24 protein-coding genes are annotated in these 26,625 nt (G+C 61.1%); 11 read left to right on the forward strand and 13 right to left on the reverse strand.

Going from position 1 to position 26,625, the window contains the following annotated elements; all coding sequences use genetic code 11:
* Positions 1–50: 50 nt before the first annotated feature.
* From JF539_RS17070 to JF539_RS17095, 6 genes are all read right to left on the reverse strand, one after another.
* Positions 51–1,286 carry an acetamidase/formamidase family protein gene (locus JF539_RS17070; protein WP_207141900.1) on the reverse strand — a complete coding sequence of 412 codons (1,236 nt, stop codon included), beginning with the start codon at positions 1,284–1,286 and terminating at the stop codon, positions 51–53.
* A gap of 96 nt (positions 1,287–1,382) precedes the next feature.
* Complete coding sequence (locus JF539_RS17075) at positions 1,383–2,990, reverse strand: amino acid ABC transporter permease/ATP-binding protein (protein WP_207141901.1); 1,608 nt, start codon at positions 2,988–2,990, stop codon at positions 1,383–1,385.
* 67 nt (positions 2,991–3,057) lie between these two features.
* A complete protein-coding gene (locus JF539_RS17080; protein ID WP_209017393.1) occupies positions 3,058–3,912 on the reverse strand; it encodes an ABC transporter substrate-binding protein in 855 nt (284 codons plus the stop codon).
* 426 nt (positions 3,913–4,338) lie between these two features.
* Positions 4,339–5,136, reverse strand: a complete 798-nt coding sequence (locus JF539_RS17085; RefSeq protein ID WP_207141903.1) for an extracellular solute-binding protein — start codon at positions 5,134–5,136, stop codon at positions 4,339–4,341.
* A gap of 143 nt (positions 5,137–5,279) precedes the next feature.
* Positions 5,280–6,044, reverse strand: a complete 765-nt coding sequence (locus tag JF539_RS17090) for an anti-sigma factor family protein (protein ID WP_207141904.1) — start codon at positions 6,042–6,044, stop codon at positions 5,280–5,282.
* Entirely contained in the window at positions 6,041–6,550 is a 510-nt protein-coding gene (locus JF539_RS17095; protein ID WP_207141905.1) for a sigma-70 family RNA polymerase sigma factor, read from the reverse strand. Before JF539_RS17095 ends, JF539_RS17090 begins: the two co-directional genes overlap by 4 nt.
* 262 nt (positions 6,551–6,812) lie before the next feature.
* Here JF539_RS17095 and JF539_RS17100 point away from each other — a divergent pair, with 262 nt between their 5' ends.
* Complete coding sequence (locus tag JF539_RS17100) at positions 6,813–7,244, forward strand: nuclear transport factor 2 family protein (RefSeq protein WP_207141906.1); 432 nt, start codon at positions 6,813–6,815, stop codon at positions 7,242–7,244.
* A 203-nt stretch (positions 7,245–7,447) separates the two neighbouring features.
* Here JF539_RS17100 and JF539_RS17105 read toward each other — a convergent pair whose 3' ends face one another.
* From JF539_RS17105 to JF539_RS17115, 3 genes are all read right to left on the reverse strand, one after another.
* Positions 7,448–8,101 carry an FCD domain-containing protein gene (locus JF539_RS17105; protein WP_207141907.1) on the reverse strand — a complete coding sequence of 218 codons (654 nt, stop codon included), beginning with the start codon at positions 8,099–8,101 and terminating at the stop codon, positions 7,448–7,450.
* 139 nt (positions 8,102–8,240) lie between these two features.
* Positions 8,241–9,314, reverse strand: coding sequence for an isocitrate/isopropylmalate dehydrogenase family protein (locus tag JF539_RS17110; RefSeq protein WP_207141908.1), 1,074 nt, complete (start codon positions 9,312–9,314; stop codon positions 8,241–8,243).
* Positions 9,311–10,705, reverse strand: a complete 1,395-nt coding sequence (locus tag JF539_RS17115; protein ID WP_328809257.1) for an MmgE/PrpD family protein — start codon at positions 10,703–10,705, stop codon at positions 9,311–9,313. The genes JF539_RS17110 and JF539_RS17115 overlap by 4 nt, the downstream gene beginning before the upstream one ends.
* Positions 10,706–11,103: 398 nt before the next feature.
* On the opposite strand from JF539_RS17115, the gene JF539_RS17120 reads away from it, so the two are divergent.
* The 5 genes from JF539_RS17120 to JF539_RS17140 all read left to right on the forward strand — a co-directional run bounded on the left by JF539_RS17120 (position 11,104) and on the right by JF539_RS17140 (position 16,287).
* On the forward strand, positions 11,104–12,054 hold the full coding sequence (locus JF539_RS17120; protein WP_207141909.1) for a Bug family tripartite tricarboxylate transporter substrate binding protein: 951 nt from the start codon (positions 11,104–11,106) through the stop codon (positions 12,052–12,054).
* Positions 12,055–12,126: 72 nt separating this feature from the next.
* On the forward strand, positions 12,127–12,612 hold the full coding sequence (locus JF539_RS17125; protein WP_207141910.1) for a tripartite tricarboxylate transporter TctB family protein: 486 nt from the start codon (positions 12,127–12,129) through the stop codon (positions 12,610–12,612).
* Between the two features lie 32 nt (positions 12,613–12,644).
* The gene (locus JF539_RS17130; protein ID WP_207141911.1) at positions 12,645–14,156 is read left to right on the forward strand and encodes a tripartite tricarboxylate transporter permease; all 1,512 of its coding nucleotides are present in this window, start codon (positions 12,645–12,647) and stop codon (positions 14,154–14,156) included.
* Positions 14,153–15,541, forward strand: coding sequence for an MmgE/PrpD family protein (locus JF539_RS17135; protein WP_209017372.1), 1,389 nt, complete (start codon positions 14,153–14,155; stop codon positions 15,539–15,541). The genes JF539_RS17130 and JF539_RS17135 overlap by 4 nt, the downstream gene beginning before the upstream one ends.
* On the forward strand, positions 15,538–16,287 hold the full coding sequence (locus tag JF539_RS17140; protein WP_207141912.1) for an SDR family oxidoreductase: 750 nt from the start codon (positions 15,538–15,540) through the stop codon (positions 16,285–16,287). The genes JF539_RS17135 and JF539_RS17140 overlap by 4 nt, the downstream gene beginning before the upstream one ends.
* A 15-nt stretch (positions 16,288–16,302) precedes the next feature.
* Here JF539_RS17140 and JF539_RS17145 read toward each other — a convergent pair whose 3' ends face one another.
* Positions 16,303–17,154 carry a MurR/RpiR family transcriptional regulator gene (locus JF539_RS17145; RefSeq protein WP_207141913.1) on the reverse strand — a complete coding sequence of 284 codons (852 nt, stop codon included), beginning with the start codon at positions 17,152–17,154 and terminating at the stop codon, positions 16,303–16,305.
* A 137-nt stretch (positions 17,155–17,291) separates the two neighbouring features.
* Between JF539_RS17145 and JF539_RS17150 the strand changes: the two genes are divergently transcribed.
* The 5 genes from JF539_RS17150 (at position 17,292) to JF539_RS17170 (ending at position 23,066) form a co-directional block, all read left to right on the forward strand.
* Positions 17,292–18,032: a 5-formyltetrahydrofolate cyclo-ligase gene (locus JF539_RS17150; protein WP_328809258.1), complete on the forward strand. Its 741-nt coding sequence runs from the start codon at positions 17,292–17,294 to the stop codon at positions 18,030–18,032.
* 41 nt (positions 18,033–18,073) lie between these two features.
* Positions 18,074–19,054, forward strand: coding sequence for an ABC transporter substrate-binding protein (locus JF539_RS17155; RefSeq protein ID WP_207141914.1), 981 nt, complete (start codon positions 18,074–18,076; stop codon positions 19,052–19,054).
* Between the two features lie 11 nt (positions 19,055–19,065).
* A complete protein-coding gene (locus JF539_RS17160) occupies positions 19,066–19,839 on the forward strand; it encodes an ABC transporter ATP-binding protein (protein ID WP_207141915.1) in 774 nt (257 codons plus the stop codon).
* Positions 19,836–21,407, forward strand: coding sequence for an ABC transporter permease (locus tag JF539_RS17165; protein ID WP_207141916.1), 1,572 nt, complete (start codon positions 19,836–19,838; stop codon positions 21,405–21,407). The genes JF539_RS17160 and JF539_RS17165 overlap by 4 nt, the downstream gene beginning before the upstream one ends.
* 105 nt (positions 21,408–21,512) lie before the next feature.
* The gene (locus JF539_RS17170; RefSeq protein WP_207141917.1) at positions 21,513–23,066 is read left to right on the forward strand and encodes a glucan biosynthesis protein; all 1,554 of its coding nucleotides are present in this window, start codon (positions 21,513–21,515) and stop codon (positions 23,064–23,066) included.
* A gap of 30 nt (positions 23,067–23,096) precedes the next feature.
* Here JF539_RS17170 and JF539_RS17175 read toward each other — a convergent pair whose 3' ends face one another.
* From JF539_RS17175 to JF539_RS17185, 3 genes are all read right to left on the reverse strand, one after another.
* On the reverse strand, positions 23,097–23,783 hold the full coding sequence (locus tag JF539_RS17175) for a hypothetical protein (protein WP_207141918.1): 687 nt from the start codon (positions 23,781–23,783) through the stop codon (positions 23,097–23,099).
* A 234-nt stretch (positions 23,784–24,017) separates the two neighbouring features.
* Complete coding sequence (locus tag JF539_RS17180; protein ID WP_207141919.1) at positions 24,018–24,497, reverse strand: MarR family winged helix-turn-helix transcriptional regulator; 480 nt, start codon at positions 24,495–24,497, stop codon at positions 24,018–24,020.
* Between the two features lie 152 nt (positions 24,498–24,649).
* Positions 24,650–26,623, reverse strand: coding sequence for a MacB family efflux pump subunit (locus JF539_RS17185; protein ID WP_207141920.1), 1,974 nt, complete (start codon positions 26,621–26,623; stop codon positions 24,650–24,652).
* Between the last annotated feature and the right edge of the window lie 2 nt (positions 26,624–26,625).

Raw genomic sequence — 26,625 nt, forward strand, 5'->3', positions numbered from 1 at the left:
CAATTTATATTGCACCTGCGAAGGGAGGAATGCCAGTCCCGTTCGAAATATCATTCGAAGATGGCCTTGCGGATGGACCCGTGTACACCCCAATTCGCGTCCACGACCTGGGTGATGCCGAAATCGGCCGCCACCGACATCAAGGAGATCGCCTCGTCTTCCGACAGATTGTGGACGGTCATGAGGAAGCGCCGCAGCTTTCTGAAGGCGTCGCGCATGGCATTGTCCAGGCTGGAACTTGAGAGGATCTCATACTGGTGGTTCGGGCCGAGTTCCGACAGGTAATTGGTCACGCTGAAGCCGTAGACCGACCAGATCTCGTCGTTTTCCAGAAGGGGATGGGTGAGGCCTTCAAGGATTGTTCCGGGATGATCGGCCTTCTTGTGCAGGATAAACTCGAATTCTCCGGTCAGGGAGATCTCGATGGCGGTTCCGCTCAGTTCGCTGTCGCCCTGGGAAGCATGCGCGTCACCGACGGAAAAGAGAGCGCCCGGAACCGCAACGGGGTAGTACATGCGCGCGCCCTTGCCGATCCGCCAGTCGTCCATGTTGCCACCGGTATAGTTGGGCGGAATGGTGCTGACGAAGTCCGCTTCCGCCGGCGCAACACCCATGGTGCCGAAATGAAGGCGCGCGGGTATTTTGGCATCCGACAGGATTCCTTCCTTTTTGACGATGGTCGAATGATCGACCCTGACGCCCGGATAGTCGATGGTCGGGTGAACGATGCCGTCCGGATCGGTCTGCGGCGTCCAGAGGTAGGAATAGAGCGCGGAGACGGTCGCCGGTTCGCTCATGTCCAGCTCGTAGATGGTGACCACTTCGCGGGGCTTCGGCTCTTCCAGATAGTCCTTGTATTGAAATCCCCAGTTCGCGGACGGATTGGAACCGAAAAAGCGGCCCTCATAGTCCGGATTGGCGCTGGGGCGCGGATAGGCGTCGAGAATGCGCACTTCGAGGACATCGCCCGGTTCGGCGCCTTCGATCTCGATCGGTCCCGTCAGCAGGTGAACGCCGAGCCCCTCGCCGGACCCGTGCTGCAACGTTCCGTCCACGGGACCGGCGCCCCGGCGCTTGATCGTCTTTTCCTCCGCCGTCCAGCGAAAGATGTCTTCCGCTTCCTTGTCGCCGGCGATCATCCGGTCGTAATCGTCATTTGCGTGGTGGGTAATGGTTTCGACCGTCACCCGGTCGCCGGACTTGATGCTCAGGCGCGGCTCCAGGGTCTTGCTGAAATAGCCCCAATGAACGGTCTCTGGGGTGGCTGGAAGTTTATGATCGGTCATCGGGGTCTCTCCGGATGGTGCAGGTAAAAGGGGCTTGGGAAGCGCGGAGCTTCCGGTTTCGAAAGCAGGGCTTCGTTTGCGTCGGCGCCAAGGGTCTCAGCCGGCCAATACGGGGTCTTCCTTCATGATCTGAAGGAACTGACGGGTGCGCGGGTTGTCCGGCCGTGTCAGCACATGGTCCGCCGGGCCCTGTTCGACGATGGCGCCATCCGCCAGGAAGACGGCCCGGTCGGCGACATCGCGGGCAAAGCTGATCTGGTGGGTGGAAATCACCATGGTGAGCCCGTCCTCGACCGCCAGTCTGCGGATGACTTCAAGCACTTCGTTGACCAGTTCGGGATCGAGCGCCGAGGTCGGTTCGTCCAGGAGCAGAACCGCCGGGTTGGGCGCGAGCGCGCGGGCGATGGCCACCCGCTGCTGCTGGCCGCCGGACATGTGGCGCGGCAGGGCGTCGGCCCGGTGGCTCAGGCCGACTCGTTCCAGCAGTTCGTCCGCCCGGGTGTCGGCTTCCCTTGCCGTGGCGTTTTGGACCCAGCGCAAGGGTCCGGCGATGTTCTCCCTGGCGGTGAGGTGGCCGAACAGGTTGAAATTCTGAAAGACCATTCCGACACCGACCGCTGCCCTGGCGTTGGCGATTGCCGCGGGCGACAGCACCCGGCCGTTGTCGCCGACACCGAGCTGGCGCCCGATCACGCGGATTGCACCGCTGTCCCAGGGTTCCAGGCGGTTGATACAGCGCAGAAGGGTGCTTTTTCCCGAGCCGCTGGGGCCGAGCAGGGCGACGACTTCGCCGAGGCGCACCGTCAGGTCCAATCCGTCCAGAACCGGGCGGCCATTGTAGCTTTTGGTCAGGTTTTCGATTTCGACCGCGGGACGGCTGACGGCGATGGCCTGGGCGCGTTTCGCCCGGTCGAGCGGAACCGTTGCCTTGGCCCCCGCCGGCGGAAGAGTGGCTGCCGTTTCCTGCGCCTTCTCCGTGCCTTCGTTCGCATCCGGCAGGGCCACAGGAGTGCGGTACCAGGGCAGCAGGCGCGCGAACCGGGCCTTGGGGTCCGGGTGATCGAGGTCCATCATGATTTCCACCGCGATCTGCAGACCCGCGATGCTGCCCGCCAGAACCAGATACATCAGACCGGAGGCGAAGAAGATGGAGAAGAAGTCGAACGTCGCGGAGGCGAGCTGGGTGCTGCGCAACGTCAGTTCCTGAACAGAGACGACGGAGGCGAGCGAGGAGTTCTTCAGCGCGCTGACCGCTTCGTTGCCGAGGGCCGGTATCATGGTCCGGAACGCTTGCGGGACGACAATGCGGACCATGGTGACGAAGGGCGTCATTCCCAGCGCTTGTCCCGCGGCGATCTGGCCGCGGTCCACGGCGACGATGTTGCCCCGGATGATTTCGGCGATGAAGGGTGCCTCGTTCAGCGCCAGGGCCAGGCTGGCGGCCTCCAGGGCGGTCAACTTGATGCCGATCATCGGCAGGGCGTTGTAGCAGAAGATCATTTGCAGGATCAGCGGGGTGCCGCGGAAAATGACCGCGTAGATGCGGGCGGCAACGGACAGGGCGCGGAAGCGGCTCAACTGCATGCCGGCCAGGACGATGCCCAGGACAGCGCCGCCCGCCAGTCCGAACAGGGTGATCAGAACCGTGTAGACGATGCCGGTCAGCAGATAGGGCTGACTGAGATAGTGAAAGAAGAGTTCCATGGAAGCCTGTGCTCTTGATCGAGGCGGGAGTAGCGGCCCGGCGCGTGGCCGTGCCGCTTGGGCGCGCTTACTCGGCGAGGACGAGCTTCGGGGTTTCCAGCTGGTCTTCCGGCAGGTTCCACTTCTTCATCAGTTCGACCTGGAGACCCGACTTCTGGATTTCGGTCAGAGCCGCCATCACCGCGTCGCGGAACTCGACATTGTCACGCGGAACCGCGATGCCGACCGAATAGGGCAGCGTGACCGCCGTCGCCTTTTCCAGTTTGTCCGGATAGGCCTTCACCGCACCGTCAACGGTGTTCACATCGTTGATGTAGGTATCGGCGCGTCCGGACAGGATCGCCTGGATGCAGTTGGCGTTGTTGTCGTAAAGCTGAATTTCCGGTGCTGGCTTGCCGATTTTTTCACATTCGGCGGCAAGCGCCTGAATGAGCGGGACTTCCACGTATCCGGTGTTTTCAGCCGCGACGGCGCCGCACATGGACGTGTTGATGCCGTCGATGCCTTTCGGGTTGCCCTTTGCGACAAGCACGCCATCGAAGACCTTCAGATAGGTGATGAAGTCCGCGGCCTTGGCACGGTCGACGGTCGCATAGATGTCGGAGATGACGATGTCAGCCTGTCCGGCCTGCAGGGTGGTCAGCAGGGCCGCGAAGGTCACGGCCTTGTAGGTGAGGTCGAAACCGAGGCAGTCGCCGATGGCTTCGCCGAGGTCGATGTCGAAGCCGATGTATTTGGTCGGATCGTTCGGATCGATCGATTCATATCCCGGCGTATGGGGATTGATGGCGTTGACCAGGGTCTTGCCCTTGAGAGAGGGGTATTTGGCCTGCAGATCCGCGCAGGCAGCGGGAATGGCCGTTTCCGCCTGAGCGACGGTCGCTCCCGTCAGTGTGGCGCCGGTGAACGCGGCGGCGACCATGTTTGCCGCGAAGACTGCGCCCGCGGCCGATCTTGCTAGGGGAAGTGACCTCTTGAACCCGGTAGTTTTCATTTTACGCTCCGTCGTTTCGTGGAAGGCTGCTGTCTGAATTCGACAGTTGGAGCGTAAAACCGGCTTTGGAATTTGGCGTTGTCGGTAACCGTACTCTTTATTGTAATCTATTGTTCGGATTTTGCTTCGGTTCGATCATCTGATTAAGTAATTTGCATATTGTGACCATTAAATAATCAAAATGTCCTATTTTTAAACTTCGGTTTGATCGCGCTGGGATCTTGGTCGATGCGCCTCTCCGTTGGCCAAATTCGCGGACGGTGGTTCATTCCGTTGAAACGGACACGGCCGGCGGGAGCCGGCCGCGCGTGGCATATGGAGGCCTGACAGCAAGCATTTGCTGCGCTCGCCGTCTTAGCGCTTCCAGCCCTCGGTCTTCATGATCTCTTCCGCCTCCGGGGTCAGCAGGAAGTCGAGAAAGGCCTGGGCTTCCGGGTCGGCCTTGGGGGAAAGTACGACATTCACGTCGCGCCAGATCCGGTGATCCTCGTCCAGTTCGACGTAATCCAGGACATCCGGGTTGTTGATCGGCCAGTTCGGCCAGGTGATCCAGGCATCGGCCTGCTTGTCCTTGAACGCCCTGAAGCTGGCGCCGGAGCCCTTTTCGAAGGCCACTATATTGGCTCGGAAGGCGGCGACGTCGTCAAGACTGCCTGTCCGGCCCGCGACATCTTCCCAGACCCCGGTGCCGGAGGTGTTGGCGACGCCCGCGCCTTCCGTCACGACGATCTTCATGCCGTCCTTGAGAAGATCGTCAAAGCTTTCGATCCCCTTAGGATTGCCCGCGCGGACGGCGATGATGGCGGGGCGAATATAGATCGGACGGACTTCGGTGGTGTCGAAGCTGCCGTAGGTTTCCAGAAACGCGGTCATCGACTGTTCGGACGTGCCCCAGAGGATGTCGGCGTCGGCCTGCGCCTTTGCCGACCAAGTGGTTTCGGGACCTGCGGTGATGACGAGCTTTGTTCCTGTCTTTTCCTCAAAGACATCGGCGACCTTCTTGAAGGCGGTGTGCGGGCCGCCGGCACCGTAAAGTTTCACGACGCCGTCCGCGGGATTGTGTGTGGTCGCCGGATCGGACGGTGTGCTTTCCTGGGCATGAAGCGGTCCGCTCAAGGCGACGAGAGCGAGGGCGCATAGCATTGTTCTCATGGGACTATCCTGATTGAGACTGGTTGGAGAGACGCTTAGCGCAGAACCGTGCCACGTGTCAGGCGCCTCTGCCGGGAACCACGCGCTTCAGGGCAATTAAATTCCTCTCCACCCGGTCACGAACGCGAGAGTGCCCGGGCAGCTTACTGTTTTGCGCGGTCCGGATCGAACTGGGTCTGGATCAGATTGGCCAGGTCCAGCAGCTTCTGGCGGGAAAGGTCGCCGGTTACGGCGTAGGTGAAGCCGTTGTTGCTCCAGAAAAAGGCCTGTTCCGGCCCGGATTTGGCGAACTGGAACTTCGCTTCGCCGTCGGCGTCGCGGCGCAGATAGACCGTGACCCGCTTGCCGTCGGCATCGTCATACATGAGCTGCGCGGCCGGGTCGGCGGCGCCGGGCAGGAGGCGGCCACCCATGAGTGTCAGCCCGGCGACACGGAGGTCTGGAATATGGAAGGGGCGGTTCAGCCGGTTTCCGAGCCAGGTCGCCAGATGGCGCTCATCCTCGGCCGCGACCTCGACCGGGTGGACAACCTCCACGGCGAAGGTCCGGTGCGCGGCGAGCGCGTCGGAGAGAAAGGCCGCTCGGGCCGGTGGCTGGGTGACAGGTTTCAGTGTCCAGCCGGCGAAGACGCCGATCAGCAGCGCGGCGGCAATCGCTCCCGTCATGGCCAGCGGAGGGTAAGGAGTTGCCCGGCGCCGCTCCGCCAAGACAGGCGGGTTCACCGGCAGCCCGGAAAAAGCGGCTTTCAGATCTCCGGCGATCTTCCTGTCTTCGGCGACCCGATCCGCCGCGTCCCGGTTTTCCCGCAGATAGGCTTCGACCTCCAGGCGGCGTTGCGGAGACAGTTCATTGTCGACATAGCGGACAAGATCCTCCTCGCGAATGGGCGTTTCGGTGGACGAATTCATGTCACGCTCCTTAACTGGGGGCGCCTCGCCTTACTGGAGTCTTGCCGCAAACTGGCACGGGCCCGGCTGATACGGGACATGATTGTTCCTTCCGCAACCCCCAGTATTTCGGCTGCTTCCGCATAGGTGCAACCCTCGATCCCGACAAGATGCAGCGCCTCGCGCTGTTCGGCGGGCAGGTTCAGCATGCGTGTCAGCAAGCGGTTGAGCTCCGCGCTGCCTTCCTGGGCCGCCGGCACCTGAGGCGGCGCTTCCATCTCGTCCAGGGGAACCTGATTGTCATGTTTCTTCGTTCGCCGCCAGCGGCTGACATGAAGATTGCGCATCATCCGGAACAGCCAGGGCCTGAGAGGTACGGACGACTGGCGCAGCGTCCATTTTCTCAAGGCCCGTTCCATGCAATCCTGGACCAGGTCCTCGGCGTCCGACCGGTCGCGCGTCAGCGTGACCGCATATCGGTGCAGGACTTCGGTTTCTCTGAGCAGGCGCTGTGATCGGTCTGGCAAGTCTTCTTCCTCGCGGGGGACTGATATCGGCAACGCCGCTCGCGGCCATTCTATTCCATGCCGAACCGGATTTCTTTTTCGGCCGGTTGGGAAATTCCGTCTCGAACGGGATTTCTTGCGGAACCCGCAAGGATTTTCAGCCGAAGGGAAGCAGGTCAACATTTCGTGATCCTTTCGGACCGGAAGCAAACCGCCATTCGCAACGTAGACGCCACGGGATGCGGACGAACGCCTCCCTGTCTTGAAAGAATGGAGTTTCGAAATGAAATCGATCAGTCAATTTGCGACCGCCGCCCTTGTCGGCACCTTTTGTTTTGCCTCAAGCGCTTTCGCGGGTCCGGGGGAAGACATGGCGCGTGCGCATTTCGCAAGCATCGGCTCCGGCAAGGTGGATGCTCTCAACGCCGCCTACACGGACACGTCGGTGCTGGAATGGGTCGGCGGCCCCCTGGACGGGGTTTACACCGGCCAGGCCAAAATCGGTGAAGTCTGGAAGAAATTCACCGGGGCGCAAGGGGCCTTGAAGGTCGATGTCACGAACATTCAGGAAAACGCCAATCCGGCGGGTGTGACGGTCACCGCCGACGTGCGTTTTTCCGGCAAGAACACGATCCCGGTCCGTTATGTTCTGACCTATCGCGGCGATAAGCTCTCCAGCGAAGTCTGGCAGATCGATCCCAAGCTCGGGAAATAGGCGAAGACGCTGCTGCCGCCCCACCGGCAGCGGTGCCTTGCGGCCGAAAAGCCGGTCCGGCGCGTGTTCGGAACGAACGTGCCGGGCCTGGCTGACCAGTGCACAGCCGTTGGGCCCACAGAAATGTTCGTGGAAACTCCGGACTGAACGATCGAGTGCCTGCAAAAGCGGGCCGCTGCTCGTTCAATTGCTTTCAGCAGGTCCTACTCAGCGCCGAAAGATGCGTTTTCGGTCTCTTTCAGGGCGGCCTGCAATCGACGCTTGGCACGTTCCACATGGCGAAAGAACGCCTCTTGCGAACGCAGCTTGTCTCCCGAAGCCAGACTGTCGACCATCTCGCGGTGCTCTCGGTTGGAAAGTGCGAGGCTTCCCGGTTGAACAAGCGCCTTCGCTCGGCACAAGTGCAGCTTGTTGACGAGATGATTGTACTCTGTCTGCAGCGTCTTGTGCCGGGTTGAGCCGATAAGGAACTGGTGAAATTCCAGATTGACGGGGTAGTACGACTCGAAGTGCTTGTCCCTGGCCAGAGCGTCCATTGTGTCCACGAAGCCGTACAGCTTGGTCAGCATGTCGTCGGTCACGAGGTCGACCAGCAATCTGCCCGCCAACCCGAATACAGCCGCCCGGACATCGTAGATTTCGAGCGCTTCGTCGAAGGGGATTGAGCGGACGAAAACGCCTCGATTGGGAAAGAAGTCAACGAGGCCGCGCGCAGCCAAGGCCCGTGTCGCTTCCCTCAAGGGGCCGCGGCTGACGCCGAACCGTTCAGAGAGCTTGATCTCGTTGAGCTTTTGACCGGGTTTCAGATTTCCGGTCAGGATAAGGTTCTGCAACTCGCGTTCCAGTACCCCGGTCAACGAAGACGTCCGTAACACCTGAAGCTCTTCCGACCCGCTCTCCGGGGCTGCTTTGTCTAGATTGCTCTCAACCATGACTAAATTGTAGACAAAATACACTCTTCTGAGAAGAGCGTTGTGTTGCTTTTGCCGCTTTTTCCTAGTTCATGGCATTGAGGATTGCGTCGACCATCGAAAGTTGCGTTCCCGTTCCCCGGATGTCCTTCGTTCGTGTCTCCGGTCGAGCCAACGCCGCGTCGATGCCGGTCTTCATCAGCCGTGACATGTGCGACGCCCCTGCTAACCTCCTGTTGTTGCCGAGCCATTCGAACAACATGCGGGTCGATTCGATCATCGCGAACGGGTTGGCCAGGTTTTTTCCGGCGATATCGGGTGCCGACCCGTGCGTGGCCTGAGCCATGGCGATCGAGCCGCGTCCGATGCACAGTCCGGGAGCCATGCCAAGTCCGCCGACCAGGCCCGCGGCTTCGTCGGTCAGGATGTCGCCGAACATGTTGGTCGTCACGATTGTATCAAAACTCTGCGGATCTCTGACGAGACGCATGGCCATTGTGTCGACAATCACTTCATCGACCGTTACATCCGGAAAATCGCGCGCGACTTCGTAGCAGCTTTCGACGAACATCCCGCAGCCGAGTTTGAATACCGTGTTCTTGTGGACGAGCGTCAGTCGCTTGCGCCGGGAGCGGGCGATCTCGAACGCGGCACGGGCGACTTTGCGGCTTCCTTCAGTGGTTATCACCCGAACCGAAATCGACACGTCTTCGTTCGGCCTGAACTCGCCACACCCCATGACGACGTTGCGGTCGGGTTGGAAACCTTCGTTGTTTTCCCTCACGATTACCAGATCGATATCGTCGTAAAGGCACCCCAGGTCAGGGTAGGAGCGTGTCGGCCGGACGTTCGCGAAGAGATCGTAGCGTTTTCGCAGGATCGGGTGCGGGTTCACGGCTTCCGGGCGCCTTGGGTAATCTCTGTGGCCGATCGGGCCGAGAATCCAGCCGTCCAGCCCGTCCAGGGTCTTTAGCGTCCCCTCCGGCAAAGTGTGTCCGTGGGTCTCGAGAGCGCGGTATCCAATGGGTACGTCCACCCATTGGATCGTTTGGCCCGAGATTTCGGCCGCTTTTTTCGCGATTTCAACCGATGCGGGGACGATTTCGTGTCCGATATCGTCCCCCTCGAGAACTCCGATCTTCAGCGTCTCTCCGGTCAAGCCGCTGCTCCCGAAACCCAGGCGTTTTCGCTCGAGGTCCGCGCTACGTCGGCAACGTCATCCAGTTCCGGTGTGCTCCAGCTTACATCGAGCAGTTTTTGTGTGGCTTCCTCGCCGATGACAAGGGCGGACTGGGCTCTGAACTTCTCGGTTACCTGATCGTCCGTCAGCGGAACTTCGCGGCTGCCGAGCGCGCGCTCGACATGCTTGATGACAGGCGGACCGTCCTTGAACCGCACCTCGATGGTCACCGATGCGCTGTGACAGGCCGGATCGGCCACCGCCGTTATCGTGTCCCGGAGCGCGACGACATCGGGCTCCTTCACTACCGTATCGGTGAAGGCCGTCGGCGAACCGTCTCCGCGCAGCAACGCGCAGGCCGCCGAGTGAAATACGCTGAATTTTGCTTCGAGACCGGTTTGGGGCGTTTGTTTTCCCGTCAGTTCCAGGACGAGCGGATGCGCGACGAGGTGAACGCTTTCAATGTCGTTTACCCGATCGCCCAGCTCGGACCGCAGCTGGATGCAGCCGTCGATTGTCGGGTGAATGACAATGCCGCAGGCAAACGGTTTATAGGAGTTCAGCCCTGCTTCCCACCGGGTTCCCAGGCCCTCGATGATTTCGTCCCAGTCCTGCTTGTCGGACATGACGCAGGCGAAGCCGCGAGGGGCTTCCAGCACGCGCTCCGAACTGTCGAAGCCGGCCTGGGCGAGCAGGGCGCTGGCCAGTCCGTTTTGCGCCGCCCGGCCCGGGTGAAAGCTCTTCGTCATGGTGCCGAACTGCTCGCGGAAGCCGGAAGACTGCGTGCCGGCAATACCGAACGCCCAACGCATCTGTTGTTTTGTAAGGCCGAGGATCTTTCCGGCGGCGGCCGCCGCGCCAAAGACGCCGGCCGTTCCGGTGATGTGCCAGCCACGATCGTAGTGGGCGGGATAAACGCAATTGCCGATGCGGCATTCCGCTTCGACACCGAGAATGAGGGCTGTCAGAAAGTCGTAACCGGAAACGGGGCGCGTCTCAGCCAGAGCCAGAATGGCGGAGGCCACCGGACCGGCGGGGTGAATGATGGTCTTGAGATGTGTGTCGTCGTAGTCGAGCACGTGTGAGGATATGCCGTTGAGCAATGCCGCGTGGAGAGCGTCCATGCGCTCGGCCCGCCCAAGAACGGTGGATGTGGATCTCCCCGAAAAGGCCAGCAGTCCGTTAAGCGCCGCATCCACGGTCTCGTGAGAAGCGCCGCCTACCGCGCAGCCGACCCAGTTCACGAAAGTGCGCAAGCCTTCATGACGAATTTCGTTCGGGATGTCCGGGCCGTTCGTGTCGACAATCCAGTCGGTCAGGATGCCGGTTACGTTCGGTGTTCCGGGAGGGGTGGGTTGGTGTCCGCTCACATTCGTCTCCTAATTGCTCGATTCGCCTCCGAAGGCCGGTCTCAAGGGGGCGCCAAATCGCGCTGATCCTCAGGGTTCCGGCAAATCCCGGTTTTGCCGGGCGAGGGGTGATGCCGTTAAAGATGGCGGGAGCGTATCTTCTCGTTTTGTAAATTGTCAACAATATTGTCCAATTTCTTGATCAAGTAGATTTTGAGTCAGAAAATTTCCTGTTTTCTGGTGAGGTATTTTGCGAATTTATCGAATGTAGAATTTTAAATATCTGAAAATTAATGAGAAAATGAGATTCTATAAATTGTTGACAATATTGAGGTGTGGGGTTTATGTTTGCCTTGGGTGCTCGACGGATGGAGGTCGTTGTGCACGATGATTTCACCGAACATCAGTGGGAGGACTTAATGCTAAAGACAGCACTTGCGACCTGTGCGATCGCAATTTCATTCGGCCTGACGGTGCCGGCAAATGCGCAGGACTATCCTGTCGACACGATCACGCTCATAACGCATTCCAGCCCGGGCGGAGGAAGCGACGTCTTCTTGCGGGAAATGTCGTCGTTCCTGGCTCCCGTTATCGGCGCCAATGTGGTTGTCGAGAACGTGCGGGGCGGTTCCGGCGCCAAGGCGATGGCGGATCTCGCGAACGCGCCCGCCGACGGGTCCCGTTTTTATGCAACAACGCCGACGTTCATATACACGTCCCTGCTGTCGCAGCCGGAATATACCTACGAGGACGTCCTGCCGCTCGTGAACTTTTTCACGGATCCGGAAGTCATCTATACCGCCGCCGACAGCGACTACGAGACATTGGGGGAGGTTATCGCGGCGGCCAAGGAAAATCTGGGCCGGTGGGGCGCGGCCAATCCGGCGTCTCTGGAACGCCAGGCGCTCGAGCGCCTGAAAAGGGCCGCGGATGTGAACGCGGCGATCGTTACCCATGAAGGTGGCGGTGACATGATGATCAATGTCCTCAATGGCACACTCCAGATCGGGGTCGGAGAGGTGCAGGAACTGAAGTCGCAGCTCGAGGCCGGCCAGATCCGCTTGCTTGCCACATTCTCCGATCGCAGGCTGGACCAGTATCCGGATGTGCCGACGGTCGAGGAACTCGGCTACGGTGTAACCGTGCGAAAATTCCGGGGTCTCGCTGCTCCCAAGGGAACGCCAAAGGAAATCATTGCGCTCTGGGAAGCTGCTGCCCAGAAAGTGCTCGAGAACCCCGAATACCGGGCCAAGTACCAGGGCAACAACCTGCGGCCGGAATTCATTCCCCACGAGGAATACGTGACCTTCATGAACGGTTTCGCCGACGAAACCGCCGTCTTTCTGAAGGAAGCGGGTGTGATCGACTAAGGGCAACCCGACCGCTGCCTGGAAAATCCGGGTGGCGGTCTTTTTAAAAAAATCGCGAAATGGAGGCGGGGCATGTTCTGGACCCGGGATTTCGTCGGCGGTGCGGGCACCGCCCTCGTCGGTGCCATTTATTATTATTATGCGATCCAGATGCGGGTCAGCGCACTTGACGACACCGTCGGTCCCTCGGGGCTGCCAAAAGCTTACGGTCTTATCCTGATGGCGCTCGGTCTTGCGATCGCCGTCATCGCCCTGTTGCGCAGCTTGCGGCAGCGTTCCGCCGGGAGCGCGCTGGAAAACGAGTGGACCGGCCAGGGCATCAGGTTTGCCCGCGCGGCAGGTATCGTCGCTATCGGCGTGATTTACCTGCTGATCGTTTCCTATGTCGGCTACGCGCCGGGCATTGCCCTGCTGCTGCTGGCAACGGCGCTCTACCAAGGGGCTGCGAGAAACTGGCGCTCAATCGCAGTGGCGGTCGGTGGCGCGGCCGCGCTCTGGTGCATCTTTGTTCTTGTTCTCGGCGTCTCGATGCCGCGCGGTCTTCTGTTCCCGGGCTGAGAGGCCTTCGCTAAAAAAGAGGTCAAACCTTCATGGAGACAATTCTCCTCTCCCTGCAGTCCCTTGGTGATGTCACGTTGATACTTGCGGCGATCGTCGGGGTCGCCTGGGGCATTGTCGGCGGTGCCATGCCGGGAATTTCTCCGTCCATAACGATGGCGCTGCTCTTGCCGTTCACCTATACGATGAGTCCGGCTCCCGCGATCGTCCTGCTTGCTTCGACTTATGTCGGCGCGGAATACGGGGGATCCATTCCAGCCATTTTGATCCGGACCCCAGGGACCAATGCGGCCGCCGCCACCGTTATCGACGGCTACGAGATGAACCGGCAGGGAAAGGCCGGCGAGGCGCTGGGGATTTCTCTCTATTCGGGTGTCCTGGGCAGCCTTTTCGGACTCACGATGCTCATTCTCCTGTCGAAACCCCTGGCTGGCGTTGCCCTCTCTTTTACGCCTCCGGCCTATTTCGCGCTCGGCATACTGGGGCTTTCCGTGATCGCCACCTTGAGCGGCGAGAACATCCTCAAAGGGTTCGCCGCGGCCACACTCGGCCTCATGATCGCAACGATCGGGACCGACCCGGTGACGGGCGGCAACAGGTTCACTTTCGGGAGTTCGGATCTCCTGACCGGGATCGCACCGGTCATGATCATGGTGGGTCTCTTTGCGATGAGCGAACTTCTCGTTCAGGCTGCCGGCAAATCCGGCGGTGAAAAAGTCACGTCCCGACCGCGGATCGCCTTTCCCAACTTCGCCATGGCGAGGCGCCTGGCCGTGCCGCAGGCCATCGGTGCGGGCATCGGTACATTCGAGGGCTGCATGCCCGGGGCGGGCGGGACGGTCGCGTCGTTCATGTCCTATAACGAAGCGCGGCGCTGGTCTCCGAACCGCAGCCAGTTCGGCAAGGGGGCGCCGGAAGGGATTGCGGCTCCTGAAACCGCCAACAATGCCGTGGCCGAAACCGCGCTCGTTCCTCTTTTGTCGTTCGGTATTCCGGGATCGAATTCCACCGCAATCCTGCTGGGCGGTTTTCTTATTCACGGCATTGCCCCCGGTCCGATGCTGTTCCAGCGTTCCGGAGATGTGGTTTACGGCCTTTACGGAGGATTGCTGGCCGCGGCGATTGCTCTGCTGTTCGTCGGAATGGCGCTGTTGCCGGTGTGCATATGGATGGTAAACCGGCCCAAGCCCTGGCTGTCCGCCTTCATTTTCGCCCTGGTGATGTCCGGGATCTACTCGATCCACAACTCGCTTTTCGACCTGTCGGTTCTGCTGATTGCCGGTGTCGTGGGCTTCCTCATGAGGATCCTGAAGTTTCCGTTCCTTCCGGCCGTTCTGGGTCTGGTGCTCGGATATCTTGTCGAGAGCAATTTCAGAAGGTCTCTCGTCTTGTCGGGTGATGACTATTCCATTTTCTTCACCGACAAGATCTCGTTTGCCCTGCTTGCGCTTGCCGCGGTTTTCATTATCGGCGCCCTCGGAAAGCGGGTGTTCGATTTCTTTCTTGCCCCACCCAACGCCGACAAAGCCGGAGATGTTGCATGACTCAAATGAGTTCCGTTCAAAATGAGAGCCTGTCCGAGCAGCTGGCTGACTGGATCGCGTCCGTGTCACCCGAAGATCTGCCGGAGGCAACGCGCGGAAAGGTCCGGGATATTCTCACAGATATCGTCGGCCTGTGCATCGCGGCTCGTAAAACGGATTACGTCGCCGCTGCCAAAGCGGCGAATGAAGCTGGCGATCACATCATGATAGGCCACGTGGAGCGGGCGGCGGCGTCATCTTCCGCCCTGGTAAACGGAACCGCGGCCCACGGAGAGGATTTCGACGACACATTCGAAGGTGGGCCGGTGCATTCCGGCGTGGTCGTCGTGCCGGCGCTGTTGGCGGCGTCCCGGGCGTGTGGCTTCGGCAATGAAAGACTGGTTCTGGGGCTTGCCGTCGGCACCGAGCTTCTCTGCCGTCTTGCGATGACCGTTCCCAAGGCCGTGCACAAGGCGGGGTTCCATCCCACAGCCGTGCTCGGGGCTTTCGCGGCGACGGCCGGGATCTGCGCGGCGTGCGGCGCGGATCGAAAGACCACGGCCAACGCGCTCGGCGTGGCCGGTTCGATGGCGTCGGGCATTATCGAGTATCTGGGTGACGGCAGCTGGACGAAAAGAATGCATCCCGGTTGGGCGGCGCAATCGGCTCTGAAAGCCTACAAGCTCGCTGCTGCCGGATTTGTCGGGCCACGATTTGTTTTCGAGGGCACACACGGTGCCTTCAAGGCATTTGCGCCTTCAATTGAGGCGGACCCGGAAAAACTGCTCGGTACGCTGGGGAGGACCTGGGTCATGGACACGATCACGTTCAAGCCCTATCCCTGCGGGACCATGGTGCAGCCCTATATCGACTGCGCGGTGGCCTCGAAAAAAGCCGGAGCCGTTGCCGAGGGGATCGAACGGATCGTCTGCAAGACCGCGGAAGGTATCGTTCACCGGCTTTGGGAGCCACTCGAAATCAAGCGTTTTCCGCCGACACCCTATGCCGCGAAGTTTTCCGTTCCTTATGGTGTCGCGCTGGGGATCGTGCGTGGCCGCGCGGCGCTGGGCGATTTCACCGACGAGGCTATCCGGGACGAAGCTCTGCTCGGAGTTGCGTCCAAGGTCGATTTCGAGATCGATCCGGACAACCCGTACCCAGCCGCCTTCACCGGTCACGTGCGGATCGAATATGCAAATGGCCAGGTTCGGGAGCACGAGCAGGGCCACATGCGCGGTGGCGTTCTGGAACCGCTGAGCCGCGATGAGGTCGACGGGAAATTCCGCGCCAATGCCGCCTTTGGCGGGGCCGACGACGCCAGGATCGCCAAGGTTCTCGACATCTGCAACCGGATTGCGGCCGGAGACCCGGACGGAAACCTTCTGGAAGGATTGTCGTTCGCATGACGCAGCAGAGCTCCGGGAAGGTCGCACTTGTCACCGGCGCGTCGCGCAATATCGGGCGCGCCATTGCCGTCGAGCTGGCGCGCGCCTGTGCCCATGTCGTGGTTCACGTCGCCAACGACGTTTCGTCCGGAACTGGGACTGTTCAGGCCGTTGAGGCCGTTGGCGGTACGGCTTCGCTCGTTTGCGGCGATCTTGCCGCCGAGCAGGAAGTCGCGCGTGTCATCGAGGAGGCGGCCGGGACATGCGGGCGCCTCGATATCCTCGTCAACAACGCGGCGATCCGTCCCGAGGCGCATTTTTCCAGGCTGGATTTTTCCGAATGGAAACGCGTGATGGCGGTGAACCTGGATGCGGTCTTTCTGGCAAGCAAAGCGGTTCTGCCATTTCTCACCGATAGCCCGGAGGGGGCTATCGTCAACATAGGTGGCCTCACCGGACACACCGGAGCGCCCGATCGGGCCCATGTCATTGCGTCCAAGTCTGCGATTGTCGGTCTCACCAAGGCCATGGCACACGACCTGAGCAGTTCCGGGATCACGGTGAATTGCGTGTCGCCGGGTTTGATCGAAACTGAGCGAAATCCTCTCGGCTCCCCTCCCAAACACCATGGCAGCCGGCGCAATCTGCTGGGGCATCGCGGATCGCCTCAAGACGTGGCCGATGCAGTGGCGTTTCTGTGTTCCTCCAGAGCGAGGTACATCACGGGCGAAACGATGCACGTCAACGGCGGTGCCTATCTGGCGTAGCGGCCGTGCAGGCCGCTAGCCGGCCCCGTCCTCGAGTTCCTCCGCGATATCGGCGATCAGTTCGCGGCGGACGTTGGCCTTGGTTCCGAGCCTCTGGGCGACCGCACCGGCGAGAATCTGGCTCATGCTCAGAATGCTGGTCTGGGTGATCTCGTTCCATGGCGTGGAGACATGGCAGTTCAGCACTATGGCGTCCTGACGCTGGGCCTTGCCGGCGCTGGTCGGATCGGTGATCACCACGGACTTGAGGCGGGTGGTCTTGGCGAAGGCCAGGATGGTCGGGATCTGTTTCGGCCAGGGGCGCAGCGCGATCGTCACGAGGGCATCGTTCGGACCCGTCGAAGAGAATTCCTCCGGCCAGGTTGCCGCGTTTTCCGAGATCAGGTGAACGCCCGGCCTGACGCGGGCAAGCAAAATGCGCAGGATGCGGGCGATGCCGTTCTCGTTGCCGAGCCCCGCGACCCAGACCCGTCCGGCGTTGGCGACCTGTTCGGCCGCCTTGTTCAGAACATCGGTGCGCAATTCCTCGAAGGTCCGCGTCAGGTTCGCGCTTTCGACCTGCAAATGCATCGGCACCGTCATGGCCTTGCCGGTGGTGACCTGGGGCATCGGGATCTGCTGGACCGGACCCGTGCGATTTCGTTCCTCCCGGGCCTGAAGGCGCACATCGTTGAAATCGCTGTACCCCAAATTCCGGAACAGACGGGCCGCCGTGGCTTTCGAGACGCCTGAATAGCGCGCGAGTTCGGTTGCCGAAGAGGCGAGAATCTCGTCGGGGCGATCCAGAAGGAACTGCGCGAGCTTTTGTTCCGAGGGCGTCAGCTCGTCGTATCTTTCCTGAATGCGCAAGGCCAGGCGCGTTCCCATGAAGCGATTCCCCAAATCTCCGGTTCCGCCGTGATAGCAGGTTTTTCGCAGCGCCGAAAAAATGCGTGACAACGGCCGGGATCTATGAAACCATCGTTTCAGAAATTGTCAATTAAGAAACAAACGGAACTTTACGCGTGACCAAAACGAAGATCGTCCGGGAAAAAATCTGGTCGAAACTGGCTGACGTCGCTTTGCCGGACTCCCGGTTTCACAAGAATTTCGCGGAAGTCATTCCCGATTTCACCGGATCGGACAAAGCCACCGATCTTCTGGTGGAACAGGCCTTTTACAAGGACGGGTCCTACGCCTTCATCACGCCGGACAACTGCCTTGTCGATCTGCGCAAGCGCATGCTGGAAGCCGGCAAGAGCATGGTGGTCTCCACCTATGGCATCTACCGGGGCTTCTGGCTGCTGGAGCCGGATATGGTGCCGAAGGGGCAGGAGCTGTTTGCCGCCTGGCTCGACGGTCTGGAGCATTTCGGCCGTCCGATCTCACTTGAGGAAATCGCCCGAAAGGGCCGTTTCGACTTCATGGTGACCGGAGCCTCCGCCGTTTCCGTCGACGGCGTGCGTTTTGGCAAGGGGCACGGCTTCTTCGACCTGGAATGGGGCATGTTCACCGAGCTCGGCATCGTCGACGACAGGACGCCGGTCACCGCGGTCGTGCATGACGTTCAGGTGGTCGAGGACAAGCTGTTTCCGAGCCCGACCGATATTCTGGTCGACCATATCGCCACACCCACCGGCTTCAGAGGCGTGGAAAACCGCGGCGTGCGGCCGCGCGGCATCCACTGGGACCTGCTGGAGCCGGAGCAGATCGCCGCGACGCCGCCGCTTCAGGAATTGCGCAAGATGCGCGGGTTGGACGGTTGAATTCCAAAATCTTCCAGACGCAGAAAAGGGGATCAAATCCAATGTCAATTTCCATCACCAGACGTTCCTTCGTGAAGGCATCCGTCGCCGGAGCGGCGGCGCTTTCGGTTCCGGGCTTCCTGACGAGAGCGCATGCCGCGACGCCGCTCACCATGCAGGCGGCATGGATCAACGATGCCGAATTCTGCGGCTACTTTGCTGCCATCGACGACGGTCTTTATTCGGAAGCCGGGCTCGATCTGACCTATCTGCCCGGCGGTCCGGACGTTATTCCGGAAAGCAGCATCATCGCCGGCCGTGCCGATCTGGCGCTGACCACTCCGGACACGACCATCAAGGCCATCGTTGACCAGGGCGCGCCGTTCAAGATCATCGGCGCCCAGTATCAGAAGAACCCGATCGGGATCGTGTCTCTTGCCAAGGCGCCGATCAAGTCGCCGGAAGAACTCAAAGGCAAGACCCTGGCGGTGCCGCCGGTCAATGTCATCTCCGTCGAGGCGATGCTCGCAATCAACGGGATCGACAAGTCCGAGGTCAATATCGTGCCTTACGCCTACGATCCGACGCCGCTGATCAAGGGCGAGATCGACGCTTCCCTCGATTTCACCACCAACGTGCCCTACACAATCGAGCAGCAGGGCGAGAAGGCCCACAGCTTCCTGCTCTACGATTTCGGCTACAAGACCTACAACGACACCGTGGTCGTGACCGAGGAAACGCTCGCCGCCAAGCGTGACTTGCTGGTTGCCTGGCTGCGCGCCAGCCGCAAAGGATGGGACGCGAACTTCGCCGACACGGCGGCCTATCCGCCAAAATTCGCCGAGACCTGGTTCAAGGGAACCGGCCGGACCATCGACAACGAGATCTTCTTCAACGGCGCGCAAAAACCGTTGATGGAGCATGCGGGCGGCATCTTTACGATGGACGAGGCGGGGATCGACGCCAATATCGAAACCCTGAACCGCATCGGCATCAAGGCCACCAAGGACATGTTCGACACGAGCCTTCTGGCGGAAATCTAGGATCGTTGTGAATGCAGGGCCTTCCTCTTTCTTTCACGGACGTCGCAAAAACGTTCACGATCAAGGGCGAGGCCCTGCGGGTCATCGACGGGCTTACCCTCAATTGCCCCGCCGGTTCCTTCACTGCCATTCTGGGACCGTCGGGCTGCGGCAAGTCCACCTTGTTGAGACTGGCCCTTGCCCTGGAAACCGAGGACGGCGGCTCGGTGAAGATCGGTGGTGAGGATCCCGTCATCGCGCGGCGCTCCGGTTCCGTCGGCGTCGCCTTTCAGGATGCGGCGCTCTTGCCGTGGCGGAGCGTGCGCGACAATGTCCGGCTGCCTTTCGAGGTTCTGGGCACGGCGCCGGATGACGATCAGATTGCCGACCTCATCGAACTTGTCGGTCTCAAGGGCTTTGAAACGGCGAAACCGGGCGAATTGTCCGGCGGTATGCGTCAACGCGTGGCCATTGCCCGCTCGCTTGTGACCGACCCCCGTGTCCTGCTCATGGACGAACCGTTCGGCGCGCTCGATCTGATCCTGCGGCGCCAGATGAATCTGGAACTCCAGCGCATCTGGTCGGCGAAACGCCCGACGACGCTTCTGATCACCCACGGTGTCGACGAGGCGGTCTATCTTGCCGACCGGGTCATCGTCCTGTCTTCGCGGCCTGCAAGAGTCGTCGCAGACATCAAGATCCCTTTCGACCGGCCCCGTGGCCCGGAGCTGCTCCGCGAAGCCGAGTTTCATGGCCTCTGCGATGAGATCGGCGCCTATCTCGAAACCGGGCGGGAGGCCGCATGACGGGCCGCTTGACAGGCAATTGGGGTCATCTCGTCACAGCTGTCCTGATCGTTTGCCTGCTTCTCGCCTGGGAAATAGCGGGACAGATGAAGCTGGTGGCCGGCGGCACCTTACCTGCGATCTCGGCTGTGATCCTTCGCCTGATCGGCGAGTTCGACGATTACTGGCCGCATCTGACGGCAACGCTCAGAACGGCGTCAACGGGGTTTGTCATCGGCAATCTCGTTGCCGTTGCTGCCGCTGCGATGTTCTGTCTGTGGCCGTTTTCCGAACGCCTCTTCCGGGGGATCAACATCACGGTGTTCACCGTGCCGCCGATTGCCATCGCGCCGGTGCTGGTGATTGCGCTGGACGGGGATACGGCGCGGATCACGCTGGCAGCGTTATTGGTTTATTTCCCGACCATGACGGCGGCGCTGACCGGCATGCAGACGGCCGATCCTCGCGTTATCGACCTGGTTCATGCCTATGGCGGCGGCAATTTTAAGGCGCTCTATCTGGTGCGGCTCAGGACGGCGCTGCCCGCCATTCTAAGCGGCTTTCAGATCGCGGCCCCGGCCGCCGTTCTCGGCGCGATCCTGGCGGAATTCGGCTCCGGTGCCCGCTGGGGACTGGGCAGCTTTCTCCTGGGCTCGCTCGGGCGGGCGGAACCGGACCGGCTCTGGGGCATCGGCCTGACGGCAACCGCGATTTCGGCTCTGGGTTATGTCGTTGCCGCAGTCGCCGCGAAATGGGTCACGGGAGAAAACAAGGCGCTCAGCCTGACGGTCTCGCAGGTGCGGGCAGCCCCCGCCCAGGGGCGGCTGCAATCGTTCGCCATGGTCCTGGCCGCGCTCTTGTTTCCTTTCCTTGTCTGGCAGGGACTGATCTGGGCGTCCGGGTTGTCGCCGATCATCGCGAAAACGCCCTTCGGGGTGATCGACTACCTGTTTCTCGGCAAGACGGCGGAGTCCGCGCAGGCGCGTCTTCTTGTGGCCCTGTCCCAAACCGTTCCGATCACCTTGCTTGGCATGATCGCCGGATTGCTGTTTGCCTTTCTGCTCTCGCTCGTCTCCTTTGTATCGCCTGCCATCATGCGGGCGATCCTGCCCTTCGCGCTGTTCACCCAGACCATGCCGCTGGTCGCCCTGACCCCGCTTGCCGTTCTCATCTTCGGCCGCGGGATCACGGTCACCCTCGTGATCACGATCTCGGTGACGTTCTTCGCCGCCTTCGTGGTGCTGGCGCAGGGCTTCGCGCTGATCCCGAAATCGGCCTTCGATCTCGTCGAATCCTATGGCGCCTCGACCTGGAAGAAATTGTGGCTGATCGCCGTTCCGGCTTGCGGAAAATGGATCTTCGTCGCCGGCAGGCTGGCGCTGCCGAAGGCCCTTCTGGGCGTGATGATCGCCGAGTGGCTCGCGACGGGGAAGGGGCTCGGCAATCTGCTCAACCAGTCGCGCGGCTATCTGGACTACGGCATGATCTGGTCGGTCGCTGTGGTTTCCATCCTGCTTTCCGTCGCGCTTTACCAGCTCGCGGAACTGGCCGAGAGGCTCCTCGGCAACGGGCGGGTGACACGAGACTGACATCAATGATCCTTGGTATCGATCACAAATTGCCGCCAGGGTGCCCCATTCCTGGGATTCATTACCCGCGTTGAACCCCGTAACCTTTCAACGCTCCAGGATCTCATGCGACAGATGCTTCTCCTTGCCGGACTGTTTTTCGGACTGGCCTTTTCCCTTGCCGCCCACGCCTCGGACCTCGCGGGCCTGCGCGGGGAGTCCGAACCCTTCAGTTTCGAGGTGCTGATCGATCGCGCGCGTGACACCGCCGCGCACCCCTATCAGCCGGGTGAGGTGCGGGCGGCGGAAACGCTGGAGACGATCGACTATGACGCGCACTGGAAGATCCGGTTCAAAAGCGCGGAAACCGTAGAGATCGCGCCGGGCGTCCCGCTGCAGTTCTTTCATCTCGGGCGTTATTTCAAGGAACCGGTAAGGCTGCATGAAGTCGCGGACGGGACTTCGCGGGAAATCCTCTATTCACCGGACTACTTCAGCATGCCTGAGGACAGTCCGGGCAAAAGACTGCCATCTGATATCGGCTTCGCCGGCTTCCGGGTGATGCGGGAAGACCTTGAAACCGACTGGATTTCCTTTCTCGGGGCCTCTTATTTCCGGACCGACGGTCAGTCGCGGCAATACGGACAGTCAGCCCGGGCGCTTGCCATCGACACGGGCCTGTCGAAGGCCGAAGAATTCCCGCGTTTCACCGAGTTCTGGTTCGAGCCGTCCGCTTCCGGGGACGCGACCCTGGTCGTCTATGCGCTTCTGGACAGTCCGTCCGTTGCCGGCGCCTACAAAATGACCATGAAAAATGAGGACGGGGAGGGGCAGGTGATCGACGTTGACAGCCATCTGTTCTTCCGCAACGAAGTGGAACGGCTCGGTATCGCGCCGCTCACCAGCATGTTCTGGTACTCGGAGAGCAACCGTCTGAAGGGCCGCGACTGGCGGCCGGAAGTCCATGACACGGACGGCCTGGCGATGATCGGAGAAAGCGGCGAACAGATCTGGCGGCCGCTGAACAACCCGTCAGGGCTTCGAACCTCGTCATTCCAGGCGCACAACGTCCAGGGCTTCGGGCTGGCGCAGCGGGACAGGGTCTTCGACCATTATCAGGACGACGGCATCTTTTACGATAAACGTCCGTCCGTCTGGATCGAGCCGAAGGAGGCTTTTGGCGGCGGCGCGGTGCAGTTGGTGGAAATTCCGACCGACGATGAAATCTACGACAATATCGTGGCGTATTTCATGCCCGAAACGCTGCCGAAAGCCGGAGAGGAACGCCATTTCGCCTATCGTATGCACTGGCGCGACCGGCATCCCCTGCCGGATTCGGGAGCGCAGGTCGTGGCGACACGGACGGGGCCGGGCGGGGTTCCGGGCCAACCGCGGCCGCAGGAACAAATCAAGGTGGTCCTCGACTTTGAGGGCAAGTCGCTTGCGGGCATGACGAGAGAAGACGGCATCGAACCGGTGGTCGAGCTTTCCACGGGTGACGTGATCAACCCCTATGTGCTGCCGGTGGTCGGGACCGAGCGATGGCGACTGGTGTTCGACGCCAAGACATCCGGTGCCGAACCGATCGAGGCCCGCGTTTATCTGCGCAATGGCGACGACGTCCTGTCGGAAACCTGGCTGGGTCAGATTTCAGGGGAAATGCTGGCCAAACCCTGGTAAGCGCTTTCCGGAGGCCCTTGGCTGACCGGGCTACCAGGCCCGGCTGAACCGTGCCCTGAAAACGGAGGTGGGCGTTTCCGCCTGCAGGTCTTCGACGCTTGCCTGAAGCCGGAAGGTCTGGCTCACCGGTTGTTCCATCGACAGGCTCGAGTGCCAGGCCGCATCGTCCAGCGATGCGTTGAAGGCGGCCGTAAACTTCGTCTTCGTGGATTTCACCGACAGCTCGATCGCCTTTTTCGTGTTCCAGCTCAGTGTCTCCGGTTCGAAGCGGTCCGCGGAGAGTGCGTAGCTGTCGCGCAATGTGAAATCCAGCAGTCCGGTCAGGCTGAATGTCTTGCCCGCAGACAACTCGGAGGTTGCCGCGTCGGTTTGCGGATCGTAGCGCATCGTGAGGCCCGTATCGTCCAGACCGAAAAGTTTCCGATTGTCCGAAAACCGCAGTTTCGACCAGAGCGTTCCCGAGGGGACGTAGCTTCTTGGAGCATTCAGGGAATCCCTTGGCAGGGCGGAAGGCAGGGTGACATCGGAGCCGAATTCCGGTTGCCCGAGGACCGGCAGGCGCGCACCGACCGTCATTTCATACTTGCTGTTTGAAGGTTTTGCGAAAGACCAGATATAGGGCTTTATTTCGCCGGACTTCGCGGGGGTGACGGCCCCGGCGGTCATCGCCGCGAGGAGGAGGCCTGCCGCCTTTCCGGGTCTTGATCGGGTTGACAATCCGCTCGTCCATTCGCCTGTTTGCGTCTTGCAAACTCAAGCGTGGCGGAATTTGCCTCCCGATTGGTTAACGAAACGGGACCTGCCGATAATTGAGGCAGTTTGGCGTTGCTTTTCCCCGTTGTTCAACCTGTTGCAAATGAACGAACCCTGGGAAACCTGCTTTTCGAGAAAAGGGCATTCCGCTCTTTCCCGTGGCGGCGGCGAGGACTGTCTGCCTTGAAAAGAAGGCCGTCAGGCCAGTTCATTGACGATTTTTCTCAGGAGCGCGAGAAATTCCTCCTTCTTGTCGCCGACGATCGCGTCGAGTTTGCGGTCGTGCTCTTCGGCGTGCGTGAGCAGCGACCCGAGCTCTTCCTCGCCTGCGTCCGTGAGCCACAGGGTGACACGGCGCCGGTCGACGTCGCAGGACTTTCGAATAATCAGCCCCTGCTGCTGAAGCGCCTGAACAAGCGGTGTCACGCTGGACTTGTCGCGGGCAAGCGCCCGGCTCAACTCCATTTGCGTGAGGCCCGGATTTTGCCCGATCAGCAACAGAGCGCCGAACCGCCCTGGCTTGACACGCGATTCACCAACGTGGTGAGCGTACGTCTGGAAGGAGACATCCTGGGCAATGCGCAGGTGGAACCCGATAAATGTCTCCAGCGGCCCGAGAGCAATCTTTCCGCCGCTTCCGGAAGGCTCCACCAGCGGGTGCCCCTTGGTCTTCTTCATGCCCTCGTTCCCCCCTCGGTCAACCGCCTTGCGCCTGTCGACGCAGATGCCATTGTTCCCTCAGACCGACCATAACAACGCCGCTTGATATAGAGCTGCTTTTTCTCAAGACCAACTGCAACCGCCCCCAACCTGTCCGGCCGCGTTCCGGGCTACTCGCCCGCAAGCGCGGTTACGGGGTCGAGACGCGAGGCGTTGTGGGCCGGCAGGAAGCCGAAGACGACGCCGATCAGGCTGGATACCGCAACCGCCCAGAGCATGGTGTCGGCGGAATAGACCAGGCTGAAATTGGTGCCGAGTGCTGAAAAGCCGACGCCGAAGGCGAGCGCGGTCAGGATGCCGAGGGCGCCGCCCGTCAGGCAGACCAGCACGGCCTCGATCAGGAACTGCAGCATGATGTCGCTCTGGCGCGCGCCGACCGCCATCCGGACCCCGATCTCGACCACCCGTTCCGAGACCGAGACCAGCATGATGTTCATGACGCCGATGCCACCGACCAGAAGCGAGATGACGGCGATGGAAGCGATCAGGATGGTCAGGGTTTCCGTCGTGCTGGTGATGGTCTGGCGGATGTCGTCCGTGTTCAGAATGAAGAAATCCTTGCTGCCATGGCGCATGGTCAGGAACTCGGTGACGGCGGTTTCCGCGAGATCCGTTTCCACGTCGTCCGCGACCCGCACGGTGATGCTGCGCAGGCTGGTGGAGCCGAGCATGCGTGCCTGCACCGTCGTGTAGGGCAGATAGACCGACAGGTTCTGGCTGCCGCCAAATCCGCCCTGCTGCTGCTTGGCGACACCGACGATGCGCGCGGGCACCGTCCCGAGCAGGATCACCTTGCCGAGGACGTCTTCTTCCGTGCCGCCGAACATCGTCTCAAGGGTGTTTTCGTCGATGACCGCTTCCTGTCCGTAGGTCTTCAAGGCCCGCTCGTCGAAGAAGCGGCCCTGCAGCAGTTCCAGTCCCTTGGCGTCGAAATAGGAGACGCCGACGCCGTTCACCTGGGCGTTGGACTCGTTCGCGCCGTAGCGGACCGTGCTCGTGGTCGTCACCGTGGGGGTCACCGCGGCGACATAGGGCTGCCGTGCCAGTTGCTCGGCATCCCCGATCACCAGCGTGGTGATCTTGCCGGAGCGCGTGTCGCCGAAATCCTTGCCCGGAAAGATTTCCAGCGTGTTTGTTCCCAGGTTGGAGATGTTGGTCAGCACCTTCTGGCGGGAGCCTTCACCGAGGGCGACCACACAGATCACGGAGGCGATGCCGATGATGATGCCAAGCATGGTCAAAAGCGCACGCACCTTGTGAGCCCGCATCGCCCTGAGTGCCATCCAGAGCGCCTCGACGGACCGGTCGACAGAGCTCCTGAACGCTCCGAAGACCGATCGCGGCGGTGGCTCCTGCGTGCCCGGAGCGGTTTCGGGGACTTCAACAGCCGCTTCCCTTGCGATTGTCTTGTCGGAAACGATCTCGCCGTCGCGGATTTCGATTTCGCGCTCCGCATGCTGCGCGATCAGAGGGTCGTGGGTGACGAGAATGATCGTCTTGCCTTCGGCGTGCAGCTCCTTGAGAACCTGAAGAACCTCCTCGCCGCTCCTGGTGTCCAGGGCGCCGGTCGGTTCGTCTGCGAGGATGATCTCGCCGCCGTTCATCAGCGCGCGGGCAATCGAGACCCGTTGCTGCTGGCCACCCGACAGTTTGTTGGGCGTATGCTCGAGCCGGTCGCCGAGACCCAGCCGGATGAGGATTTTCTCCGCCCGCTCCCGGCGCGCGTCGGAGGGTGTGCCTGCATAAATCGCGGGAACTTCCACATTTCCGGTGGCGGTGAGTTCGCTCAAAAGGTTGTAGCGCTGGAAAATGAAGCCGAAATGCTCGCGCCTGTAGGCGGCGAGTTCATTCGCCTCCAGTTCGGAGGTTTCCCTGTCGTATATCTGATAGCTGCCGCTGCTTGGACGGTCCAGGCAGCCGAGAATATTCATCAGCGTCGATTTGCCGGACCCGGACTGACCGATGATCGCGACGAATTCCCCCTGCCGGAAATCCAGATCGACATTCTTCAGAACCTCGACTTCGCCGTCTCCGGAGGGAAAAGCCCGCCCGATGCCGCGCAATCTGAGACAGATCCCGCTCATGG

The organism is Roseibium aggregatum (assembly GCF_017309185.1).
Classification (GTDB): Bacteria; Pseudomonadota; Alphaproteobacteria; order Rhizobiales; family Stappiaceae; genus Roseibium; species Roseibium aggregatum_B.